The sequence below is a fragment of the Streptomyces sp. NPDC004031 genome, assembly GCF_053604375.1.
In genome coordinates, this window is record NZ_JBSGHL010000008.1 from 125426 (window position 1) to 146356 (window position 20931).

General features: G+C 70.7%; 18 protein-coding genes and 1 pseudogene. 11 read left to right on the forward strand and 8 right to left on the reverse strand.

Going from position 1 to position 20931, the window contains the following annotated elements; translation table 11 throughout:
- Positions 1 to 26 precede the first annotated feature (26 nt).
- The gene (locus ACWERV_RS07350; RefSeq protein WP_452929888.1) at positions 27 to 842 is read left to right on the forward strand and encodes a hypothetical protein; all 816 of its coding nucleotides are present in this window, start codon (positions 27 to 29) and stop codon (positions 840 to 842) included.
- Here ACWERV_RS07350 and ACWERV_RS07355 read toward each other — a convergent pair.
- Positions 829 to 2019, reverse strand: coding sequence for a DNA cytosine methyltransferase (locus ACWERV_RS07355; RefSeq protein WP_452929891.1), 1191 nt, complete (start codon positions 2017 to 2019; stop codon positions 829 to 831). The genes ACWERV_RS07350 and ACWERV_RS07355 overlap by 14 nt on opposite strands.
- Before the next feature lie 973 nt (positions 2020 to 2992).
- Between ACWERV_RS07355 and ACWERV_RS07360 the strand changes: the two genes are divergently transcribed.
- The 4 genes and pseudogenes from ACWERV_RS07360 to ACWERV_RS07375 all read left to right on the forward strand — a co-directional run bounded on the left by ACWERV_RS07360 (position 2993) and on the right by ACWERV_RS07375 (position 8323).
- Complete coding sequence (locus tag ACWERV_RS07360; protein ID WP_452929894.1) at positions 2993 to 3649, forward strand: hypothetical protein; 657 nt, start codon at positions 2993 to 2995, stop codon at positions 3647 to 3649.
- 418 nt (positions 3650 to 4067) lie between these two features.
- A pseudogene (locus ACWERV_RS07365) lies at positions 4068 to 4594 on the forward strand (hypothetical protein).
- Positions 4595 to 4879: 285 nt separating this feature from the next.
- Positions 4880 to 5437: a hypothetical protein gene (locus ACWERV_RS07370; RefSeq protein WP_452929896.1), complete on the forward strand. Its 558-nt coding sequence runs from the start codon at positions 4880 to 4882 to the stop codon at positions 5435 to 5437.
- A 246-nt stretch (positions 5438 to 5683) separates the two neighbouring features.
- On the forward strand, positions 5684 to 8323 hold the full coding sequence (locus tag ACWERV_RS07375) for a valine--tRNA ligase (protein WP_452929899.1): 2640 nt from the start codon (positions 5684 to 5686) through the stop codon (positions 8321 to 8323).
- Between the two features lie 114 nt (positions 8324 to 8437).
- Here ACWERV_RS07375 and ACWERV_RS07380 read toward each other — a convergent pair whose 3' ends face one another.
- The gene (locus ACWERV_RS07380) at positions 8438 to 9682 is read right to left on the reverse strand and encodes a hypothetical protein (protein ID WP_452929902.1); all 1245 of its coding nucleotides are present in this window, start codon (positions 9680 to 9682) and stop codon (positions 8438 to 8440) included.
- Between the two features lie 256 nt (positions 9683 to 9938).
- Between ACWERV_RS07380 and ACWERV_RS07385 the strand changes: the two genes are divergently transcribed.
- Positions 9939 to 10949 carry an ADP-ribosylglycohydrolase family protein gene (locus ACWERV_RS07385; RefSeq protein ID WP_452929904.1) on the forward strand — a complete coding sequence of 337 codons (1011 nt, stop codon included), beginning with the start codon at positions 9939 to 9941 and terminating at the stop codon, positions 10947 to 10949.
- 104 nt (positions 10950 to 11053) lie between these two features.
- On the opposite strand, the gene ACWERV_RS07390 is transcribed toward ACWERV_RS07385, so the two are convergent.
- A complete protein-coding gene (locus tag ACWERV_RS07390) occupies positions 11054 to 11434 on the reverse strand; it encodes a nuclear transport factor 2 family protein (RefSeq protein WP_452929906.1) in 381 nt (126 codons plus the stop codon).
- Positions 11435 to 11549: 115 nt separating this feature from the next.
- Positions 11550 to 12296, reverse strand: coding sequence for an SDR family NAD(P)-dependent oxidoreductase (locus ACWERV_RS07395; RefSeq protein WP_452929909.1), 747 nt, complete (start codon positions 12294 to 12296; stop codon positions 11550 to 11552).
- 129 nt (positions 12297 to 12425) lie between these two features.
- On the opposite strand from ACWERV_RS07395, the gene ACWERV_RS07400 reads away from it, so the two are divergent.
- Entirely contained in the window at positions 12426 to 13052 is a 627-nt protein-coding gene (locus ACWERV_RS07400; RefSeq protein ID WP_452929912.1) for a TetR/AcrR family transcriptional regulator, read from the forward strand.
- A gap of 40 nt (positions 13053 to 13092) precedes the next feature.
- Here the strand turns inward: ACWERV_RS07400 and ACWERV_RS07405 are convergent, their stop codons facing one another.
- Positions 13093 to 13668: an N-acetyltransferase family protein gene (locus ACWERV_RS07405; protein ID WP_452929915.1), complete on the reverse strand. Its 576-nt coding sequence runs from the start codon at positions 13666 to 13668 to the stop codon at positions 13093 to 13095.
- 36 nt (positions 13669 to 13704) lie between these two features.
- On the opposite strand from ACWERV_RS07405, the gene ACWERV_RS07410 reads away from it, so the two are divergent.
- Complete coding sequence (locus ACWERV_RS07410) at positions 13705 to 14556, forward strand: TrmH family RNA methyltransferase (protein ID WP_452929917.1); 852 nt, start codon at positions 13705 to 13707, stop codon at positions 14554 to 14556.
- Positions 14557 to 14633: 77 nt separating this feature from the next.
- Here the strand turns inward: ACWERV_RS07410 and ACWERV_RS07415 are convergent, their stop codons facing one another.
- Both ACWERV_RS07415 and ACWERV_RS07420 read right to left on the reverse strand, forming a co-directional pair.
- Positions 14634 to 16028, reverse strand: a complete 1395-nt coding sequence (locus ACWERV_RS07415; RefSeq protein WP_452929920.1) for a hypothetical protein — start codon at positions 16026 to 16028, stop codon at positions 14634 to 14636.
- A gap of 170 nt (positions 16029 to 16198) precedes the next feature.
- Positions 16199 to 17086 (reverse strand): helix-turn-helix domain-containing protein, encoded by an 888-nt coding sequence (locus tag ACWERV_RS07420; protein WP_452929923.1) that lies wholly within the window; start codon positions 17084 to 17086, stop codon positions 16199 to 16201.
- A 216-nt stretch (positions 17087 to 17302) separates the two neighbouring features.
- On the opposite strand from ACWERV_RS07420, the gene ACWERV_RS07425 reads away from it, so the two are divergent.
- The gene (locus ACWERV_RS07425) at positions 17303 to 17665 is read left to right on the forward strand and encodes a VOC family protein (protein ID WP_452929926.1); all 363 of its coding nucleotides are present in this window, start codon (positions 17303 to 17305) and stop codon (positions 17663 to 17665) included.
- An 85-nt stretch (positions 17666 to 17750) separates the two neighbouring features.
- On the opposite strand, the gene ACWERV_RS07430 is transcribed toward ACWERV_RS07425, so the two are convergent.
- Entirely contained in the window at positions 17751 to 18299 is a 549-nt protein-coding gene (locus tag ACWERV_RS07430) for an EF-hand domain-containing protein (protein WP_452929929.1), read from the reverse strand.
- Positions 18300 to 18546: 247 nt separating this feature from the next.
- Between ACWERV_RS07430 and ACWERV_RS07435 the strand changes: the two genes are divergently transcribed.
- Both ACWERV_RS07435 and ACWERV_RS07440 read left to right on the forward strand, forming a co-directional pair.
- The gene (locus ACWERV_RS07435) at positions 18547 to 19752 is read left to right on the forward strand and encodes a damage-control phosphatase ARMT1 family protein (protein ID WP_452929932.1); all 1206 of its coding nucleotides are present in this window, start codon (positions 18547 to 18549) and stop codon (positions 19750 to 19752) included.
- Between the two features lie 176 nt (positions 19753 to 19928).
- Complete coding sequence (locus ACWERV_RS07440) at positions 19929 to 20930, forward strand: hypothetical protein (protein WP_452929934.1); 1002 nt, start codon at positions 19929 to 19931, stop codon at positions 20928 to 20930.
- The last annotated feature ends 1 nt before the right edge of the window (position 20931 follow it).

Here is a 20931-nt window from a genome sequence, read left to right on the forward strand (position 1 = left end):
GGCACCGGTGATCGTAGCCTCAGCCCATGCGAAGCGACCGTGAGCGCGTCACCAACGACATCACCAACGGGCTTGATGCCCTCTCGCTGCGGCAACTTAACACCGTGGCATCAGTAGTGAAGAGCTTTCACATTCCAGTCCAGTTCATCGCGGGAACTGAATCCAGCATCGTAGATATACCATTCGCCGAAGAAATGCGCAACCTACTCAGTCTGCATCACTCGAACCATGAAGAGCCGCTCAGCAAGAAGCCATTTGAATACGTGATTAAGCGATGCCTAATCACCCAAGGACACGACGAGGCCGACTTGAACCCAGCTCCTGGCGAGTCCGCTTATGACGTGCTCGGCAATGGCGAGCGGCTTTCCCTCAAGACGGAAGCCGCCAAAAGCCTCAGCCGCACCCAAGTGAAGATCGAAAAATTCTCCGAGGCCCGCTGGGTTAGAGAGGCGACCACAGCAGACGTTTGCGCCGCCGAGGTTCGCGAGCGCCTCCCTAGACACATGGAAGGATACGACCGAATTCTCGTACTGCGCGCCGAAACACGTCCGGACAGCTTTTTTTATACCTTGGAAGAGGTGCCGAAAAAAATCTTGCTCGATTGCTTCGCTTCAGCCGTTCCGGAGATGTTCGCCAAAACGAGCCGAGGAGGGAAACCAGGAATTAGCTTCGGCGCCAATTTCCTGCACCCGACCGCCGGAGATAAGGTTTTCAGAATGCTCCTGGATTCCAGCGTGGAAAAAGTCCGGCTCTGGTACCAGAAAAGATATTGCATTCACCATGGGACATGGATTGTTTCCAAACCGAATGTCGACGAAATGACGCTCTTCACACCAGTGTGAGTTGAGCATCTTCCGTGGCAACGAAGTCATCCATGCGCAAAGAGGTATTTGGCAAAACCACCTGCTCAAGATCTGGCTTCTCGCCGGTCAGAATCCAGTTGGCAACCCATGCAAGCTGGTAAGAAACCAAAGGGGGGACCGCGTCGCCGATCTGACGATACAGGTTCTTTCGACTGCTACCGACAAAGCGGTAGTCAGCCGGGAACCCTTGCAAGAGACCAAGCTCACGCACCGTACACTGTCGGTCCTGCTCCGGATGCGAGTAACGCCCATTGCCAACATGCGAGCATTCACGCTTGATCGTGGGAGCAGGCTTATCCCAAGCCATACGGCCGTAGACATCGCAATACGAATTCAGGCGGCCTCGCACAACGGCTTTCCACACGGACGGGATGAGGTACTTCTCCGTATCCGGGTTTCCCAGAAGGTCGGGCCAACTGCCGCCGTCGTGAGGCATCGCCATGATTCTCTCAAGCGACTCACCTCCGAGAAGGGTACTTGTATGGTTGGGATCCCCTGGATGAGTGGCGCCAGAGGAAATCTCGGGCAGATCGGCAATTGCCCGTCGTACGGTAACGGCCTCAGAGCTTACTTCGTATCCTCGCCAGAGGTCTTCCAAAGTGTAGAGCGGGAGATCAGAAGCCACCGCGACAACGAGGACTCGATCCCGCTGCTGCGGTAGCCCAAATCGCGACAGGGAATGAGATGAAGCACGAACTTTGTATCCCATGCCCTGAAGGTTTTCCCGGAGAGCATTGAAGTGATGACGGAAATTCCCGTTGAGCAATTGAGGAACATTCTCCCTCATGAAAACTCGCGGCCTCATTCGCGCCACATGATCCGCGACGCGGGCTACAAGAGAGTTCCGAGGATCGTCTTCTGCCAAATTCTTCGAGATAGCCCGAGAGAACCCGGTGCACGGCGGGCAGGCCAATAGAACTTCAATGTCATCTACATCAGCCGTCATCTTTTCCGCCAACTCGTCGGCCGAGATAATCGACAGGTCAACGGCCAGTGGATCAATCTTGATATTAGCTGCGTAGGTGTCGTTGCATCCGATTGCGCCATGGCCCGTACTGGGCTTCCCCACTTCAACGTCTGCTGCGCCGATGAGATTGAACGCAGAGTGCGCGTGATAGCCGAAACTCATACCGCCACCACCGGAGAATAGATCCACGACGCGGCTTTTTTGAAGATCCGCCGGTGCTCTCCTCGCGCTTAATCCCTCGACACTTCCGCAGAACCCTCATGAGATTACGCCAGCCGAAGTCAAGTCAAGGGCGCTCCAAGGTCCGCCACCTGCTAGCTTGAGACGGGTGAAAGGGGTGGAAGCGCTGCAGTCACGGCTGGCCGAGGTCAGGCGCGAAATCGTGGGCACCTCCGAGCGGCTTCAACGTCTACGGGATGAAGAGTATGGTTTGTCCCTCTCGTTGGCTCGGATGACGGGCAGCCCAGTTCCAAGGGCGGCAGAGGCCGGGTCCAACCAGACAGCGCCGGCGGGCGGGAGGATTCGCATCACGCCTGCCGTACGTGCCCTCCTCGCCGAGACGCCTAGCCCACTCACCCGCACCGAGATCGTTTACAAACTCGCCGAAGACGGGATCGCCACTTCACCGGACACTGTGAGCGCGAGCCTCTCCTACCTCCGGAAACACGGCGTAGCGAGCAACACCGGCGGACGCTGGCACATGACGCGCGAACCAACAGACGGGGACGATTACAGCGCCCCAAGTGGGCCGCTCCATTGGTGAGTCCTTCCCCGGGAGGAGTGGGCGCCCGAAGCACGTACCGCTACTGGCGCCCACGGCGGTGAGTGTCTAACTGCGCTACAACGGCCCTGACCTTCACCGGACTTCTACGGACTCTGCTGGACTGCCCTCACAGGTCAGCACCAGGATTACCACCGGCCAGAGGGTTGCCTGAACTGATTCGGGACGAAGAGGCCGTGGGTTCAAATCCCGCCACCCCGACTTCGGTAAGCAGCAGGTCAGGGCCTTGATCCTCACAGGGATCAAGGCCCTGAGCCGTTCCCGGGGTGGCTTGGGAGCCATGTGGGAGCCAACCACGACAATCGGCTCCCGGGGCGGGAGCCGTCGGGCTGGACGGAACGCCTGAAGCGGGCCTCCTGACGGCGCTACGGTCGCCCCCAGGTGTTCGTAGCCGCCGAGGTGCCACTGTCCAAGGTCATGGCCAAGTTCCGCCAGGACCGACCCGTCTTCCACTCCGAGCGCGACCTCCAGCACAGCTTCGCGCGCGCCCTGTGGGAACTGGCGCCCGCCGTCCACTCCCGGCTGGGGGTACGCCAGAAGGCTCCGGACGCGGTCGGAGCCGAGTACCTCGACCTGCTCTGCATCGGCCCCACGGCCCGCACGGCGATCGAGTTCAAGTACCGCACGGCGAAGTGGACCGGCACAGCCGGGTCGCCTCCGGAGGACTACGCGCTGAGGTCCCATTCGGCCACCGACCTGGCCCGCCTCGGCTTCGTCACCGACATCACCCGCCTGGAGCGCTTCGGCGACCGCCCCGACCAGAACGGGCTGGCTCTCCTTATCACCAACGAGGCCGGCCTGTGGATGCCGCCCAAGCAGGACAACACCCGCGACCGCGAGTTCCGCCTCCACGAGGGCTGCCGTCTCACCGGCACACTCCTCTGGGGCGGTGGCAGCTACCCGCGAAACACTCGAACCCTCCGCAGCACCTACCCCCTCAGCTGGCAGCCGTACTCCCAGCAAGCCGGGCCGCGGGGCGAGTTCCGCTACCTTGCCGTGTTCACCGAACAGGAGTCGCCGGGACCCGTGGCGCAGTAACGCCGAAGACCGCACGAGCCGCGTCCGGGAGAAAAGGACCCATGCGCGTCGTCCTCCTCGACGGGCACCCGCGCAACATCACCTGGGCCCGCGCTCTCGACGGTCTGCTGCGCGGACACAGCATCCCCCTCGACGCGGTGCTGCTCCACCGCATCTCCGAAGAGGAGGAAGAACGTCGCGTCCAAGACCTGGCGGCCCGCCGGTCTTGCCGCAACGACCCCCTCGCCCTCCTCCACAGGGCTGTGGACAACCGCGAACTCACGACGGCCGGCTCCCTGCAACGACGTCCTCCTCTGGCGCCTGCGCCGGGACGCCAACCTCCCCGCAGCGCAGCCGTCCCTTCCGCCGCCTGCACAAGCCCCGGGCCTGAGGAGGTAATTTGTTCGGCTCCAGCCCTTCGGGCGGGTAGCGTGCCGAGGTGACCCCCGAGCCGCGGAGCTATCAGTACGTAGGCCCGGCCGAGCTGAAGGCCCGCGTCCGGCCCGGCGACGAGGGCCAGAGCATCCGCACTCCTGACGACCTGGACCGCTGGGTCTCCGCACAAGGGCCGGCGGAACGGGCAGAACCCTTCACCTTCGTGGTCGCACCGATGGCCTGCTGCGTCTCGCACCACGCCGGAGTGAGCACGTGTCCTGCGCCGGTGGAGCACCGGTCCTCAGCGCGGGCGAGATGGACTTCCACCAGCCCGCCGGGCAGTGGTCGGTCACCGACGTCAGCAACCAGTCGACCGGCTACTGCCCCGACCTCACCTCATGGCCGACCGTCGCCGCGGCCCTCGACCGAGCCGGTATCGCGCACCCCGAGGGCTTCACCCACGAGGTGGTGTTCCGCCGCTGCCCTGGCTGTGAGGAGATCAACATCGTGCGTGAGGACGACTTCGTCTGCGTCTTCTGCGAGTCGCCCCTCCCCGGCCACTGGAACGTGGACGGCCGCCACGTCCGCTGACCGCCCGGCGGGCTACCTTCCGCTGGTGCCTACTCCCCGAGTCCGAAGCCGTCCGGGAACGCTTTCAGGAATTCACTGCGGCCGGGGTGGGCCTCGGACTCCCTCATTGCCTCGATCACCTGCACTTCACCGCGGAAATCGGGCGAGCACCACCTCCCGAGACGGTGAGACCACCGCAAAAACCAACGGCGCTCGAACTCCGGGCGGAAGCCGGGCCAGGGCCGGGCAGCGTCCCTTCACCCTTCTCCCCGGGCCGCTGTCAGTGCCCGTTCGTAGGATCACCGCATGGCCGACGCCTTCACCGTCCTGTGGACCCATGACACCTGCCGTGCCCTGCGTAAGGCGGGGCGCGTGGGCGAACGACCGCCGGTCGCCTTCAGCGGCATCCACTCCTCCCTGCCCAAGTGGTCACGCACTCGCGCCGGGGACGAGGTGTACGCCCTGCACGTCAACCGCTGCGAGGTGTTCGTGGTGAGCCGGATGCGCGTGCTCGACCTGGAGCGCCGCGACTGCTGCGGCGCGGCCCCCGCCACCTGGCAGGACCCGGCGTACCCCGGGCACGCCGACTGGTCGATGCTCGGCGCAGGCGGCTGCGGCGCCCAGGCCGTGCACGTGGACGCCACACCCGTACGCTTCGACGTACCCCTCCCCGGCGAGTTCCTCACCCGGCTCACCTGGCGCAACCTCCGAGGGCAGACCCGCGGCCTGAAGCACGTGGTGGACGGCCGCCTCGAACGATCGACCGGCCTCCAGGGCTTCTACCGCCTCACCCCCGAGTCCGCCGACGAGTTGGCGGACGTCGTACGCAGCCGATCGGCCACCGACGTGGCGAACACCCCGTAGAAACCCACGTACTTCCGCGCCGGAATCGAAATACGACCTGTGCCCGTCCGAATGGCGAGGTAAGACCACAATTCCCCGGCCGTCCGCGGAATTTCGGCCCCACCAGGCCGGAGCGGTATGCTCGAACCGGCCGCACGAGAGTGTTTTCGGTCACACGTAAAGTGCCTTCGTGCGGCCACTCCTGCTCTCCCGACCGTGCCACGCCTCGCGTGCACTCCGAAGAGGCGGGGGCGGCGCGGCCCTAGAATGGCCGTTGTGACTGACACCACCCAGCGCCCCGAAAACGGGCTGAACAGCGCCCCCGAACTGCCGACCCAATATGCGCCGGCCGTAGTAGAGGGGCCGCTGTACGAGCGCTGGGTAGAGCGCGGTTACTTCGAGGCGGACGCCAAGAGCGACAAGCCCGCGTACACCGTCGTCATCCCGCCGCCGAACGTCACCGGTTCCCTCCACCTGGGCCACGCCTTCGAGCACACGCTCATCGACGCCCTCACGCGCCGCAAGCGGATGCAGGGCTACGAGACGCTGTGGCAGCCGGGAATGGACCACGCCGGGATCGCGACGCAGAACGTCGTCGAGCGGGAGCTGGCCAAGGAGGGCAAGTCCCGTCACGACCTGGGCCGCGAGGCGTTCGTCGAGCGGGTCTGGCAGTGGAAGGCGGAGTCCGGCGGTCAGATCGCCGGGCAGATGCGGCGCCTCGGTGACGGCGTCGCGTGGAGCCGGGACCGCTTCACCATGGACGAGGGCCTGTCCCGCGCCGTCCGGGCCGTCTTCAAGAGGATGTACGACGACGGCCTGATCTACCGCGCCGAGCGCATCATCAACTGGTGCCCGCGCTGCCTGACGGCCATCTCCGACATCGAGGTCGACTACCAGGACGACGACGGCGAGCTGGTGTCGATCCGTTACGGCGACGGCGAGGACAGCCTCGTCGTGGCGACGACCCGCGCCGAGACGATGCTCGGCGACACCGCCGTCGCCGTCCACCCCGACGACGAGCGCTACCGCCACCTCGTCGGCAAGCTGATCGAACTCCCGCTCACCGGACGCTCGATCCCCGTCGTCGCCGACACCCACGTCGACCCGGAGTTCGGCACCGGCGCCGTCAAGGTCACGCCCGCCCACGACCCGAACGACTTCGCCATCGGCCGACGCCACAACCTCGACTCGATCGCGGTCCTGGACGAGCGCGGCGTCATCACCGCGCACGGCCCCTTCGAGGGACTCGACCGCTTCGAGGCGCGTTCCGCGATCGTGGCCGCGCTGCGGGCCGAGGGCCGGATCGTCGCCGAGAAGCGGCCGTACGTCCACTCCGTCGGGCACTGCTCGCGGTGCAGGACGACGCTGGAGCCGCGGCTGTCGCTGCAGTGGTGGGTGAAGGTCGAGACGCTCGCCAAGGCCGCTGGGGACGCGGTCCGCGACGGCCGGGTCGACATCCACCCCGCCGACCTCTCCCAGCGCTACTTCGACTGGGTCGACAACCTCAACGACTGGTGCATCTCACGGCAGTTGTGGTGGGGCCACCGCATCCCCGTCTGGCACGGCCCGAACGGTGAGACCGTGTGCGTCGGCCCCGACGAGGAGCCCCCGGCGGGCAAGGGCTGGGAGCAGGACACCGACGTCCTCGACACCTGGTTCTCGTCCGGCCTGTGGCCCTTCTCCACGATGGGCTGGCCCGAGCAGACCGAGGACCTGGCCAAGTTCTACCCGAACTCCGTCCTGGTCACCGGGTACGACCTGATGTTCTTCTGGGTCGCCCGCATGATGATGTTCGGCCTGTACGCGATGGACGGCGAAGTCCCCTTCCGCACCATCGCCTTCCACGGCATGGTCCGCGACGAGCACGGCAAGAAGATGTCGAAGTCGTTCGGCAACACCGTCGATCCGATCGACTGGATGGACACGTACGGCTCCGACGCGCTGCGCTTCACCCTCGCAAGGGGCGCCAACCCCGGCACCGACGTGCCGATCGGCGAGGACTGGGTCCAGGCGTCGCGGAACTTCGCCAACAAGATCTGGAACGCGACGCGCTTCGCCCTCATGAACGGCGCAACGGTCGAGGGCGAACTCCCCTCCGCCGAGCGCCTTTCCGCCACCGACCGGTGGATCCTCTCCCGGCTCAACACGGTCGTGACCGAAGCGGACGCCTACTACGACGACTACCAGTTCGCGAAACTCGCCGACGCCCTCTACCACTTCGCGTGGGACGAGGTCTTCGACTGGTACGTCGAGCTGTCGAAGACGACGTTCATGGCGGGCGGCGAGGCGGCCAAGGTCTCCGCTCGCGTCCTCGGCGAAGTCCTCGACGTGACGCTGCGGCTGCTCCACCCCATCGTTCCGTTCGTGACCGAGACCCTGTGGACCACCCTCACCGGCGGCGAATCCGTCGTGATCGCCGACTGGCCGGCGGACAGCGGCTTCCGCGACGCCGCCGCCGAAGCGGAGATCGGCAACCTCCAGCGGGTCATCACCGAGGTGCGCCGCTTCCGCGCCGACCAGGGCCTCCAGCCCGGCCAGAAGGTCCCGGCCCGCCTGGACCTGTCCGGCACATCTCTTGCCGCGCACGAGGCCGCCATCCGCCAACTGCTGCGCCTCCAGCCGGAGGGCGACGGCTTCCACCCCACGGCGACCCTCCCGATCGCCGGCGCCACGGTCGCCCTCGACCTGTCCGGCACGATCGACGTCGCCGCCGAGCGCAAACGACTGACCAAGGACCTCGCCGCGGCCGAGAAGGAGAAGGCCCAGACGCAGGCCAAGCTCGGCAACGAGGCGTTCATGGCGAAGGCCCCGGAGAACGTCGTCGAAAAGATCCGCACCCGCCTGGCGAAGGCGGAAACGGACATCGTCCGCCTGGAGAACCAGATCAGCAGCCTGCCCCAGGCATAAGCACCCGAACAAGCGGAGGAGGCCCCGGACAGTGCGTCCGGGGCCTCGGCGGGGATCGCATCTCCGCCGCCCGGTCTTCGCCATCGGACGAGGGTGTACCGCGACCGTCAGGGATCAGTCCTCCTCGCTTTCCCCGCGGAGGCGGCGCACTCGTTCGCCGATTCCACTGGTAAGGCGGCCCGCCACCGAACCGGCCCGGTTCAGAGTCTCGTTGCGGAGGGCACGCGCGGAGTCGGCCCCCTCCGCGCCCTTCTCGATCGCCTTGTCCCGGACCTCCGCGAGCGCCTCCCCCCAGCGTCGTGCCTCCAGTTCCCGCCCGCCGCGCTCGATACCGAGCCGCTGGTGGAAGTCCACGACCCTGGTCTCGACGCGGTTGCTCGAGTGCACGACACCCGGAGAGGCGGCGGGGTGCAGCAGCACTTTCGCATTGGCCGTTTCGGCGGCCGCCTTCATACGGGCCACCAGGCGCTCGGTGCCCCGGGATATGAGCTCCAGCCGATTCTGCCGGGCCGCTCGCAGGCCGAGGCGATGCCGATCGAGTTCCTCAGGAGTGGAATTCAGCACACGGTCGAGTTCCAGTACGGCGAGCGCGTCCTGCAGTTGAAAACAGCGGGCGAGCACGGCCAGCCACTCCTGGGCACCGGTCTCGACGTCCTTGGCCACCTTTGCGAGATCGCCGATTTTGGCGCTGCGTTCCATCGTCTCCGCGAGAGCCTCGAGCCGGCGTAGCGCGTACGCCTGGGTCGAGGCGATCGCCGTCGGCGCGGACTGCACCTTCGACCAAGTGACCGCCGAGACATGGTCCACCGTCTCCCGGACAGCCATCGCCTCCTCGATCATCAGATCCACGCCGATCATCTCCGCCAGAGCGGCGTCCTTCTGAGCGCGGAGAACGTCGTCGACCTTCGCGCTGATGGTGGCGAGGTAGTCGGTGATCCCGTCCATGGCCTGCTCCAGCGCGAGCTGTGCCATGATCCCCGCGGCGCCGGAGAGGAGCCCCGGGTTGGCCAGACCTGCCCCGGGCCCCTTCACGAACTCGACGAAGCCCTTGATCTGCCCTTTCTTCCCCTTCAGCACACCGGTCAGGACATCGGTTGCGGCGTTCTTCCGCAGCCCGTACTTGTCGATGAGCTTGGCGGAGTCCTTCGTCAGCTTCACCCAGCGCCCGGATTCGGCGGAGAGGTCAGAAGCCAGCTTCGCCGCTTCGGCCGCACTGCCGAGCGCCGAACGCAGCCGCCGCAGCCCGAGATCCTTGGACGACGTCAGCCCTTCGGAGACGAGGAAGCGCTCGACCGCCGTCAGCTCGCCGATAACCGCCAGTCCGTCGCCGTCGCTGATCAGCTGTATCTCGTACTCCACGCTCAACTCCTCAAGTGGCCCGTCCTGTCCATGAATTAGCAGAAGTCCACCGCCACCGGGCGACAGTTCGCCATGCGGATCCCGATCGGGACCCGGCCCCGCCGGCGGGCCGCACCACAGCCGCATGCCCCCTCCCGCGGAAAGGGTGCCTGAGGGCTGAGCCGGGCCGGGGCCCGTCGAGCAGCCGGGGGCTTCTGTCAGTGGTGGCGGATAGGTTGGTCAGGAGAGGTGGGGCAGGCAGGCGGGAGGGGGCGGGGTGAAGCGGGCTGCTACGGGGGCTCTGGTGGGGTTGGCTGTCGGGGACGCCATGGGGTTTCCGACGGAGTTCAACGGCATGGCGCAGATCGCTGCGAAGTACGGGCCGTGGCGGACCATGCCGTTGCCGCTCTCCTCGGGGCGGGCGTACGTCACGGACGACACGCAGATGACGCTGGCCCTGGGCGAGGGGCTGGTCGAGGCGCTGGGCGGGGGTCTGCTGACGGCCGGCCGGATGGAGCCGCCGGTCCGCGCGCGTTTCGTCGAGTGGTACTTCTCGCCGGAGAACAACCGTGCGCCCGGCGGGACGTGTCTGCGCTCGTGCGAGCGGCTGAGCCGTGGCGGTGCGTGGCAGGCGGCCAGCGACGTCGGCTCCAAAGGGTGCGGGGCGAACATGCGCGTCGCGCCGCTGGGGCTGGTCCCCGGGCTGGACGGGCGGCAGCGTTCCGGGGCGGCCCAGTTGCAGTCGGCCCTCACGCACGGGCATCCCACCGCGCTGGCCGCCAGCGACCTGACCGCGTACACCGTGCGGCTGCTGGCCCAGGGCGCCGCTCCCGGCGAACTGCTGCCCGCGCTCCGCGCGTACGCGATCGCGAGCCGCGGTGACTACCGAGCCGACTGGCTGGGCGATCTCGCCGACCGCGCGCAGGACCCGGACCGTACGTCCTTCGCCGCCCGCGGCTGGGACGAGTGCCTCGCGGTGCTGGACCGGGTGGAGAGCGCGTTGCGCGCACCGGACGTGGAGGCCGACCCGTGCTCGGCCACGGGGGCGGGCTGGATCGCCGAGGAGGCCTTCGCCACCGGCCTGTACTGCTTCCTGCTGCTGCCCGACGACCCGCCGTCGGTGGTCCGGCGGGCCGCGTACTCCTCCGGCGACTCCGACTCCGTCGCCGCCCTCGCCGGGGCCTTCGCCGGTGCCCACCACGGCGCCGACGCGTGGCCGGCGGAGTGGGTGCGGGACATCGAGTACCGCGACCGGCTGCTCGCGCTCGGCGCCGCCTGGGACGACTGACGGCGGGGCCGTCGCGGAACGGGCCACCGCCGTCGTCTCCGTGGGGTCGGCCCGGGTGCCGCGGGCCGCCCTCGCTGCCGGCGGCCGCGAGGGCGGCCCATGGCTCAGGCGGTGAGCAGTGTCAGCACCGTGGCGATCCTTCCGCCGCGGACGGTGATGATGTCGACGCCGCGCGCCAGGGGGTGGCCTTCGGGGCCGAACGCCCAGGCGAGGGCTCCGCGGTCCGGGCCGGTGTAGGGCGGGCCGTCCTCGGTGAAGGCCGCGGTGGGCGGGGCCTTGTCGAGCAGTGCGCGCGCCTTGTCCTCTAGCGCGTCCCAGCCGGTGGTGACGCCCTCGGGGTCGGTGAACGTGACGTCGTCGGTGTAGATCCGCTCGATCGCGGCCCGGCGTGAGGCGGCGTCGCGGTTGCCGAAGACCTCGTGGAGGTTGGCGGCCAGCAGGTCGGTCACGGTGGGCGGTACGGACGGCGGTGGCGGTGCGGACATGGTGCTCTCCTTCGGAGTTGTCGCCGGGGGCGCCGACCGGGTCGGGGCCCGGTCGGCGCTCGGCGTCTTCCACGCTACGGGGCAGGTCAGGGGGTGGCCCGCCGGCGCGGCCGGGTCAGATCTGGCTCGCGCCGCCGTCGACGTAGATCTCGGCGCCGGTCATGTAGCTGCTGGCGTCGGAGGCGAGGAAGAGCACCGTCCCGGCGATCTCCTCCGGGCTGCCGAGGCGGTGCATCGGCACTCCGGCGGCCAGGCCCTTCAGCAGCTGCTCGGCCGCGGCGGGGTCACCGGCCAGGCCGCTCAGTCCCGGTGTCTCGATCGGGCCGGGGGCGATGCTGTTGACCCGGATCCGGCGGTCCACCAGCTCGGCGGCCCAGCTGCGGGTGAACGAGCGGATCGCGGCCTTGGTGGCGGCGTAGACGCTGAACGACGCGGCGCCCTTGGTGTCGATGTTGGAGCTGGTCAGGATGATCGAGGCCCCCGGCCGCAGCAGGGGCAGCGCCTTCTGCACGGTGAAGAGGGTGCCCCCGACGTTGGTGTGGAACGTTTCGGCGTAGTGCTGCCAGGTGATGTCGGGCAGCGCCGCGAACTCGCCGCCGCCGGCGTTGGCGAACACGACGTCCAGGCCCGCGTCCTGCCCGATCGCCGCGAACAGGTGGTCGAGGTCGTCGAGGTTCGAGACGTCCGCGCGCACTCCGGTGGCGCGGTCGCCGATCGAGGCCACCGCCTCGTCCAGCGCCTGCTGCCTACGGCCGGTGAGGAAGACGTGCGCGCCCTCCTCGGCGAGCCGCCGGGCGGCGGCCAGTCCGATGCCGGAGGTCGCACCGGTCACGAGGGCGGTCTTGCCGTCGAGCTGTCCCATGGTCGTACTCCTCGGTCGTGGCGCGATTTCCGCACCGTTCGGTACCGAATAACCGGGGCACCGCCCGCACTATTTCCGTACCGGTCGGTTAATATTTGAGCGGGCCGAGGACGAGGCGCGGAGGTCACCATGGCGGAACGCGGCAGGCCACGGGGCTTCGACGCGGACGCGGCACTGGACCGGGCGATGGAGGTCTTCTGGCGCCGGGGGTACGAGGGCGCGTCCCTGAGCGACCTCACCGCGGCCATGGGCATCAACCGGACGAGCATGTACGCGGCGTTCGGCAACAAGGAGTCGCTGTTCCACCGGGCCGTCGACCGCTACGCGGAGGCGGAGATGGCCTACGCCCGCGAGGCGCTCGCCGAGCCCACCGCCTACGCGGTCGTCGAGGCGTTCCTCCGGGCCAACGCCGACGCGCTCACCCGCCCCGACCGGCCCCCCGGGTGCCTGTCCGTGCAGGGCGCCCTCGCCCAGGGCGGCGACGGCGGCCACATCGCCGCCTTCCTCGCCGGCAGGCGGCTGGCGGGTGAGCAGGCGCTGGCCGACCGCCTCGCCCGCGCGGCCGCCGAGGGCGACCTGCCCGCGGGCACCGACCCGGTCGCCCTGGCCCGGTACGTCATGGTCGTCAGCGAGGGCAACGCCGTCCACGCGGCCGCCGGCGCGGGGCGCGAGGCACTGCACGCCACCGTCGACGTCGCCCTGCGCGCGGTGCCGGGCGGCGCCGCGCTCCCTGACCGGGCCGGGGCTCCCGTGTAGCCCGCCCGGCGGCCCTCGGCCGGGCATCGGCCTGCCGCCCTCACCCGTCGCCGGGCCCGCTCTTCGCGAAGGTCGCCGGGGCGAAGGTGAAGGCCACGTATGTGCGGTCGGTGAGGGTGAAGGTGGCGGCCTCGGTCATCGCGTAGTGGCGGTGGACCGCGAGGGAACGGGTGTTGGTGGATTCGACGAAGGCGACGGCCAGGTCGTAGCTGTCCTTCAGGGTGTGGCTGAGGGTGGTGAGGAGGCGGGTCAGGATGCCGCGGCCCTGGTGGGCGGGGGCGACGGCGACGGGGCCGTAGAGGAAGAGGCGGCCCAGGTCGTGGTCGGCGGCTTCGGTGACCGCGGTGACGGCCGCCGCGGCGGGGTGGTGCGGGGGGAGCCCGCCGGGCTCGCTGGTGATCGCGAAGCCCGCGAGGTCGCCCGTGGAGTCGGCTTCGGCGACGAAGATGCCAGGGCCGTCCTGGAGGCGGGCGAGGAGGTCGGGGGTCATGGTGCCCTGGACGAAACCGCGGCGGGCCCGCTCCTCGGGGGAGAGGTCGTCGCCGCGGGCCTGGTCCATCAGGGCGAGGATCGCGGCGTGGTCTTCCGGGCGGGACCTGCGTACGGTGATCGTCATACCGTGACCCTAGGCGCGGTGGAGGGGGAACACGGGGTGGCAGTGCAGCGCATCATGACGCGCAACGCCCGCTTCCAGCAGTTGCAGACGCTGCTGGGCAACCGCACCAAGCGCGGGCGGGCCGGGGAGTTCCTCGTGCAGGGCGTGCGGCCGATATCGCTGGCCGTCGAGCACGGCTGGACGGTGCGGGCGCTGCTCTACGACGCCGGGCGGCCACCGTCCCGGTGGGCCGAGGAGCTGTTGCGCCGGACCGGGACCGAACGGGTCGCCGTGGCATCGGAGTTGCTCGCGGAGCTGAGCGAGAAGGCGGACGGGTCGGCGGAGATCCTGGCCGTCGTCGAGATGGCCCCGGACAGCCTGGACCGGATCAGGGTCCACGACCGCTTCCTCGGGCTGCTCTTCGACCGTCCGACGCAGCCGGGCAACATCGGCAGCATCGTCCGCTCGGCGGACGCCTTCGGCGCCGACGGGCTCATCGTGACCGGGCACGCGGCCGACCCGTACGACCCCAAGTCGGTGCGGGCGTCGACCGGTTCCTTCTTCGCCGTGCCCGTCGTGCGCAGCCCGTCGCACCACGAGGTGACGCGGTGGCTTGAGGCCGAGCGCGCGCGGGGGCGGCCGGTGGCCGTCGTCGGGACGGACGAGGACGGGGACGCCGACATCGCGGACACCGACCTGACCGGGCCGGTCCTGCTGCTCATCGGCAACGAGACGGCCGGGCTCAGCGCGGCGTGGCGCGGCCTGTGCGACCACGTGGCCCGCATTCCCATGACGGGTTCGGCCAGTTCGCTGAACGCCGCGAACGCCGCCTCCGTCGTCCTGTACGAGGCCCGCCGCCAGCGCGGCGCGGAGACCGGGCGGGGTGTCGCGGCAGCGCCCGGACGGTGACCCCGTCACCGTGGCGCCGGGGGCGCGGACGGGACGGCGCCGCCCCCGGGAGGCGGGCTCCCGGGGGCGGGCCGGGGTCAGTTCAGGGTGATCGGGGCGGTGTCGTCCGCCGGGTCGGGGTCGTAGGCGGGGCGGCCGGACGGGCCCCAGTTCATGGAGATCGAGCCCTGCGCGGCCGGGATCACCTCGTCGACGTGGACGGTGAGGGAGAAGTGCGAGACCTCGCCCGCCGGGGAGACGATGTCGCCGTTCGAGCAGGAGTAGGACGTGGCGCCCTGCGGGTGGCAGTTGGCCGAGGCGCTGACCGGGGTGGTGCCGGGCGGGAGGTGGACGGTCGCGATCCTCGTGTCGCCGCTGCGGTCGAAGATGGTCGCGGGGCCGTTGTTGGTCATGGCGAGGTCGAGCGTCACGTCGTCGCCCGCGGCGGCCGTGGCGGTGGCGCCGGTCACCGAGAAGTCCGCGGTGTTGGCGGCCTGGATGCTGGTGATGCGGTAGTCGCCGTGCGCACCGCGCTGGCTCAGCGACACGGTGCCGGCCGGTGCGTCGGTGGGCGTTCCGGGCGTGAGGGTCTTGAGCGTCAGCTGCCCGCCGGTGCCCTGCGTCCACTCGCGGCCGGCGGCGGACTGCGCGATGCCGGGGTCGCCGGCCGGCGCGATCATCGAGTCCAGGTAGGTGGCGTAGGCGGTCGACTCGACGTTGAGCCGCACCGCGGGTGCGAGCGCGGCCTTCTCGCCCGGCAGCACCTCGCCGGGGATGTCGCACAGCGCCAGGGCCGCTTCCCGGGGGTCGCCCTCGCCGCTGTAGCGGCAGTTGGCGAAGTGCCGGGCGAAGCCGATGCCGGGCGAGGCCCACAGCAGGGCCTGGGTGCCGTCCGCGGGGCGGTCGCCCCGGTTGGTGAAGCGCACCGGCTCGGTGACGGCGGAGCCGACCGCGACACCGGTGAGGTTCGTCGGCTGGGTCTGGTCGTAGGCGGGTCCGCCGATGTCCACCGTGCCCGTGCCGCCCACGACGACCGCGTTGTCCGCGGTGCCGCTGACGGTGTAGTCGGCGGACGCCCCGGCCGGGGCGCCGGCCTTCGCCTTGATCGTCATCTGGGTGAGGGCGCCGATCGAGCCGACGCCGTCGAGGTTGTCGTAGAAGAACATCTCCCAGCAGCTCGCGACGTGCTCGACGACCGTGCAGTTGTCGGAGAAGGTCACGTCCGCGATCGCGGAGAGCTGCGTCACGTCGACCGTCAGCGTGACGTTGGCGCTCAGGCTGCTCGCGGTCGTGGTGAACGAGAGGTAGGGCGAGGTGGTCGTCGAGACCCCGGCGAGTGTGGCCGGGGAGACGGCGACCGGTGCGGTCTGCCGGAGTGTGAGAACCGGCTGGTCGTCGGCGTGCGCCGGGGCGACCCCGGTGAGCGCGAGGCCCACCGCGGCGCCGGCGGTGGCCACCAGGGCCACGGCACGGCGATTTCGTGTGTACGACATGGTTTTCCCCCCACGGACTGGAACGTCCCCATCGCCCCGGCCCCTTGAGGGCCTGTCAGGCGTACCGCGCCGAGCGCGGGCGAGGGACAGGCTAGGCACAGGAAAGGCGTCCGGGCCACGGCGTTCTGGGCGCCGGGCGCGGCCAAATCCGGCTGATCCGGCACGAACGATCACCGCCTTTGCGCACTTTTGACGAGCCCGTGAGCCGCTGTTCCCCCGCCCTCCGCCGGGGTTCCGCCCGCCGCCGGGACACCGCCCTCCGCCGGGGACAGCAGGCGGCGCAGCGACCTGGGCGTACGGCCGAGGTGGTGGCGCAGGGTGCGGGTCAGGTGGGACTGGTCGGCGAAAGCGAGGTCGGCGGCGAGGACGGCGAGGCTGGGTTCGCCCTGCTCCAGGCGGTCGAGGGCGCGGGCGACCCGGACCCGGTTGCGGTAGCGGGTGAGGGACACGCCCAGCTCGCGGGTGAAGGCGCGGCTCAGCCGGTACGGGGAGACGTCGAGCAGCTGCGCGAGCGGGAGCAGACCGTCGGCGGCGGGGTGGGCCGCGGTGATCGCCTCGCGGGCCGAGGCGACGAGCGCGGCATCGCCGCCGGGCGGGGGTACGGGGGCGGTGACCGCCCGGGTGACGGTCGCGGCGAGCAGGCCGAGCAGCTCCTCCGTCAGCGCGAAGTCGACGTCACCGGCCCGCGCGCTCGCCAGCAGACGGCGGTGGGCCAGGTCGAGACGCGCGTCGACGTACACGCCCGCGGCGGGCGGGCGCGCCGCGTCACCGGCCATCGCGCGCCACAGCGCCGGGGTGACGCTCACGGACGTGCAGTCGTCACCGCCCGCGGGGTGGGCGAAGTGCTCCTCCTGTCCGGGGACGCCGACGTACGCCAACGTCGTGTCCAGGTCGGCGGCGGCGCCGGACGCGCGGCGGCGGAAACGGCCACGGCGTACGAGCACCACCCGGTAGTCGTCGTGCACCTCGGGCTCCGACCAGCGCGTGTGGTCGTCCCGGCAGGACACAGCGGTGACGCTGAAGTCGGGCCGGCTCGCGAGGGTGGTGGCCGAGCGCACACCTGAACGCTAGCCCGGGGGTCTGACAACGGGAGCGGCCGCGATGCCGCGCGGGGACGTACGTCCCGGGGCCCGGCGTCCCCGGGGCCGCCCCGCAAGGATGTCCAAGACGGTGGACGGCGGGGGCCCGCAGGCTGGTCCGCGTGCTCCTGCCCCGCCGGTCGGCGGCGGTGGCGGGGGGCGCGCCCACCTGTCGTCGTGACGAAAGGTCACCTCATGTCCGTCCGCACACTGTCCACCACGATCGTCGTCGACTGCGCCGACCCGGCGGCCCTCGCCGCCTTCTACCGGACGGCCACCGGCTGGGACGTCACCTCCAGCGACGCGGAGTACGCGACGCTCGGCGACGGCGGCCCGGTGCAGATCGCCTTCCAGCGCGTCGAGGGCCACCGGGCGCCGGACTGGCCGTCCGCTCCGGCGCACGCGCATCTCGACCTCACCGTCCACGACGTCGGCGGCACCGTCGAGGAACTGCTCGCCGCGGGGGCGGGCAAGCCCGGTTTCCAGCCGGGCGAGGACAACTGGGTGGTGCTCACCGACCCCGAGGGGCACCCGTTCTGCCTGGCGCCCGGCGAGTGACGGCAACCCGGGGGTGACGGGCCGGGGACGTGACGGCGACGGGGGTGACGGGCCCGCCACCCCCGTCGCCGTACCGGTCCGGGGGTCAGGAGCGTGGGGGCGGGATGAGGCCGCAGAGGTGGGTGCCGGGGTCGGCGGGGGTGTCGCTGGTCCAGAACTGGCGCCACAGCTCGGCGAACTCGGACCGGCTGAGGTGGCCGTCGCCGTTGAGGTCGAGGAGGTCGAAGACGCCCGTCAGGTTCTCGGGGCGGCCGTTCCACGTCTCGACGAGCCGGTGGTGCTCCTCGCGCGTGATGCGGCCGTCGCCGTCGGCGTCCACCGCGTCGAAGATGGTGTCGGCGGTCGCCGTGACCTCGGCGAGCATCGTGGGGAGCCGGTCGACGACCTGGAGCATCTCGGGCAGGTCGACCGCGCCGTCCCCGTCCGCGTCGGCGATCCCGGCGATCAGCCCCCACCAGCCCAGGAGCAGGCTCTCGACGCGGGCGCGCAGGTCAGCGTCCCGTCCCACCGCGGGCAGTTCGCCCCAGCGGTCCGCGAGCGCCCGGAAGTCGTCCTCCCGCAGATAGCCGTCGCCGTCCGCGTCGAACGCCGCGAACATCCCCCTGAACTTGTGTTCCTGAAACACGCTGGCCACAAGCGCCTCCCTCCCGGCGCCGCACCCGACGCCGCACCCGGCCCCGCGCCCCGCGGGGCCCCACGCAAAACGGTAGGGGCGGGCGTACCCGTACATCCACGGGCACATATGCGCGAACGCGCGGCGCGCCCGGCCCCGGGACGCCCGGCACCGCGTGGGACGTGGACGATCCCGGTGCGAGCTGATCAACTCGGCGGGGGCGGATGCCCCGTACGAGAACGGGCCGCCGTGGAGGGAGAAGGCAGACATGACGTCCGTGCCGCCGGAGGGCGGGGCTCCCGTCGTCACCGGGGAGATTCCCGGCTCCTTCGCCTGGGGGGTGCTGCACGAACGGCATCCCGCGCTGGTCGAGCGGGTCCGCCGGGCCACGCCCTACCCGCCGGAGCAGCAGCGGGCGCTCGACGCGCTGCTGGCGGAGATCGCGGAGGGCGGGGTCGTCGGACCGCTGGAGGACGGGGGGCCGGGGGCGGCGATCTGGCGGGAGTGGGGGGAAGGACATGTGGGACGGCGCTGGGCCGAGGTGCCGTTCCTGTGGGCCGAGAGCTACTTCTACCGCAGACTCCTCGGCGCACTGGGCTACTTCGCCGCGGGTCCGTGGCAGGGCGTCGACCCCTTCGCGCCGTTCAAGCGGGAGGAGCTGGCCGCCGGGAAGGTCGACGAGGAGCTGGCGGCGCTGGAGCGGCTGCCGCACCTGCCCGCGACGGAACGGGACACCGCCGTCCTGCTGTCCTCGCTGTGGGGCAACCGGGCCGACCTGGGCTTCCGGATGTCCTCGGGGAAGGGCGGAAAGGGCGGAAAGGGCGGGAAAGGCGGGGAGGGCGAGGCGGTGCCGGGGCTGGTCGCCGACGACAGCGCCGCGCTGTGGGAGGTGCTGGACGGCGGGCCGCCCGGCACGGTCTGCCTCGTCGCCGACAACGCCGGGCCCGAGCTGCTGCCGGACCTGGTGCTGGCCGACCACCTGCTGGGCACCGGGCGGGCCGCGGACGTCGTGCTGCACCTGAAGGCGTATCCGTACTTCGTCTCCGACGCCACCGTGCGGGACGTGCTCGACTGCCTGGACCGGACGGCCGCCGGTCCCGGCGCGGAGCTGGGACGGCGGCTGCGCGACGCGATCGCGGACGGGCGGCTCGGCCTGCGCACGCACCCGTTCTCCTGCGCGCCGCTCCCGTACGCGGACATGCCCGCCGACCTGCGCGCGGACTTCGCGGCCGCGACGCTCACGATCATGAAGGGCGACCTGAACTACCGGCGCCTGGTCGAGGACCGGCTGTGGCCCGTGACGACACCCTTCGCCGAGGTCACGGCGGGCTTCCCGGGGCCGGTGGCGGCGCTGCGCACGCTCAAGTCCGACGTCGTCACCGGGCTGACCGCACGGACGGCGGACGCGCTCGACGCGGCGGGCGGCGCCTGGCGGACGAGCGGGACGCACGCGCTGATCCAGGTCAGGGCGTAACCGGGCGCGTACCGGAGACGTACCGGAGACGTACCGGGCGCGTATCGGACGAACCGGGCCACGGTGGCGTAGCTCACGAAAATCCGACAAACGGAACTGCTGCTTCCGCCTGCTCGTCCCTCCCCACGAACGGCGAATCCCGCGAAGGGCGAGGGGAAGGACGGGCGGAGTCCGGCATGGGCGAGGCGAGGAGCGCGGACCGGCACCCGGCGGCCCCGGAGTGGCCCGGGGACGCACAGCCGGTGCGCGCGGACACGGACACGGACGCGCACGGCGACGGTACGCGGGGTGCGGGCGACGCGGCCGCCTTGGACGCGCCCGCGCCCGTTCCCGCCGACCGCAAGCGCGGGCTCGACCTCAGCGTGCCGCAGGTGGCGGGCAGCGCGGTGGCCGCGGTCGTCGCCGCCAAGCTCGCCTCGAACCTCGGCGTCTACGGCACGATCGTGGGCGCGGGCGTGGTCAGCGCGCTGGGCACGTGCGGCGGCTCCGTCCTGCAGTACGTCTTCCGGCACACCGGCCGCCGCGTCCAGGAGGCCGCCGTCCAGGCGGGCCCCGCCGCCCGCCGAGCGCTGACCTGGACCGATGTATCGCACCGGGCGACCACGACGCTCCCCCGGGAGGACCTGGACCGTACGGCCGTCTCCCCCGCCTCCCCCGTCTCCGACCACAACCGGGACCCGGACCGTACGCCCGAGGCCACCGACGCCCATGACGGCTACGGCGCCGCCACCTCCTACCGGGCCGGGCGGCGGCGGGGATGGCGGCGGCCCGTGGTCGCCGTCGCGCTCGCGTTCGGGCTCACGATGGCCGGGATCACCGGCTACGAGGCCATCGCGGGCGAGAACCTGAGCGGCCACGGCGGCACCACCATCGGCAACGCCTTCACGGGCGGCGGCCACGGCTCCGGCCACTCCGGCGGCGGCGGTGGGTCCGGCACCGACACCCCGTCCGCCCCCACCGACCGGGAGCAGCCGGACACCCCGCACCCCACCGGCACCGCCCCCGGCGAAGGCCATGTCACCCCCCGGCCCGACCCCTCGGCCACCACCCCGCAGCCGAACCCGACCGCCCCCACGACCCCGGACCCGGCGACGCCGACCTCCCCGGCGCCGACGACACAGCCCCCGACGTCCCCGACGCCGACCCCGACCCCGACCGACGGCGGCGGTTCTCAGTAGC

What these genes read in the sequence shown, in the direction of transcription:
- ACWERV_RS07400 (WP_452929912.1), top strand. Translation starts at nt 12,426, where the DNA reads ATGGCGGAACGCGGCAGGCCACGGGGCTTCGACGCGGACGCGGCACTG.
- ACWERV_RS07435 (WP_452929932.1), top strand. Translation starts at nt 18,547, where the DNA reads ATGACGTCCGTGCCGCCGGAGGGCGGGGCTCCCGTCGTCACCGGGGAG.
- ACWERV_RS07415 (WP_452929920.1), bottom strand. Translation starts at nt 16,028, where the DNA reads ATGTCGTACACACGAAATCGCCGTGCCGTGGCCCTGGTGGCCACCGCC.
- ACWERV_RS07375 (WP_452929899.1), top strand. Translation starts at nt 5,684, where the DNA reads ATGGCCGTTGTGACTGACACCACCCAGCGCCCCGAAAACGGGCTGAAC.
- ACWERV_RS07440 (WP_452929934.1), top strand. Translation starts at nt 19,929, where the DNA reads ATGGGCGAGGCGAGGAGCGCGGACCGGCACCCGGCGGCCCCGGAGTGG.
- ACWERV_RS07405 (WP_452929915.1), bottom strand. Translation starts at nt 13,668, where the DNA reads ATGACGATCACCGTACGCAGGTCCCGCCCGGAAGACCACGCCGCGATC.
- ACWERV_RS07390 (WP_452929906.1), bottom strand. Translation starts at nt 11,434, where the DNA reads ATGTCCGCACCGCCACCGCCGTCCGTACCGCCCACCGTGACCGACCTG.
- ACWERV_RS07425 (WP_452929926.1), top strand. Translation starts at nt 17,303, where the DNA reads ATGTCCGTCCGCACACTGTCCACCACGATCGTCGTCGACTGCGCCGAC.
- ACWERV_RS07350 (WP_452929888.1), top strand. Translation starts at nt 27, where the DNA reads ATGCGAAGCGACCGTGAGCGCGTCACCAACGACATCACCAACGGGCTT.
- ACWERV_RS07395 (WP_452929909.1), bottom strand. Translation starts at nt 12,296, where the DNA reads ATGGGACAGCTCGACGGCAAGACCGCCCTCGTGACCGGTGCGACCTCC.
- ACWERV_RS07370 (WP_452929896.1), top strand. Translation starts at nt 4,880, where the DNA reads ATGGCCGACGCCTTCACCGTCCTGTGGACCCATGACACCTGCCGTGCC.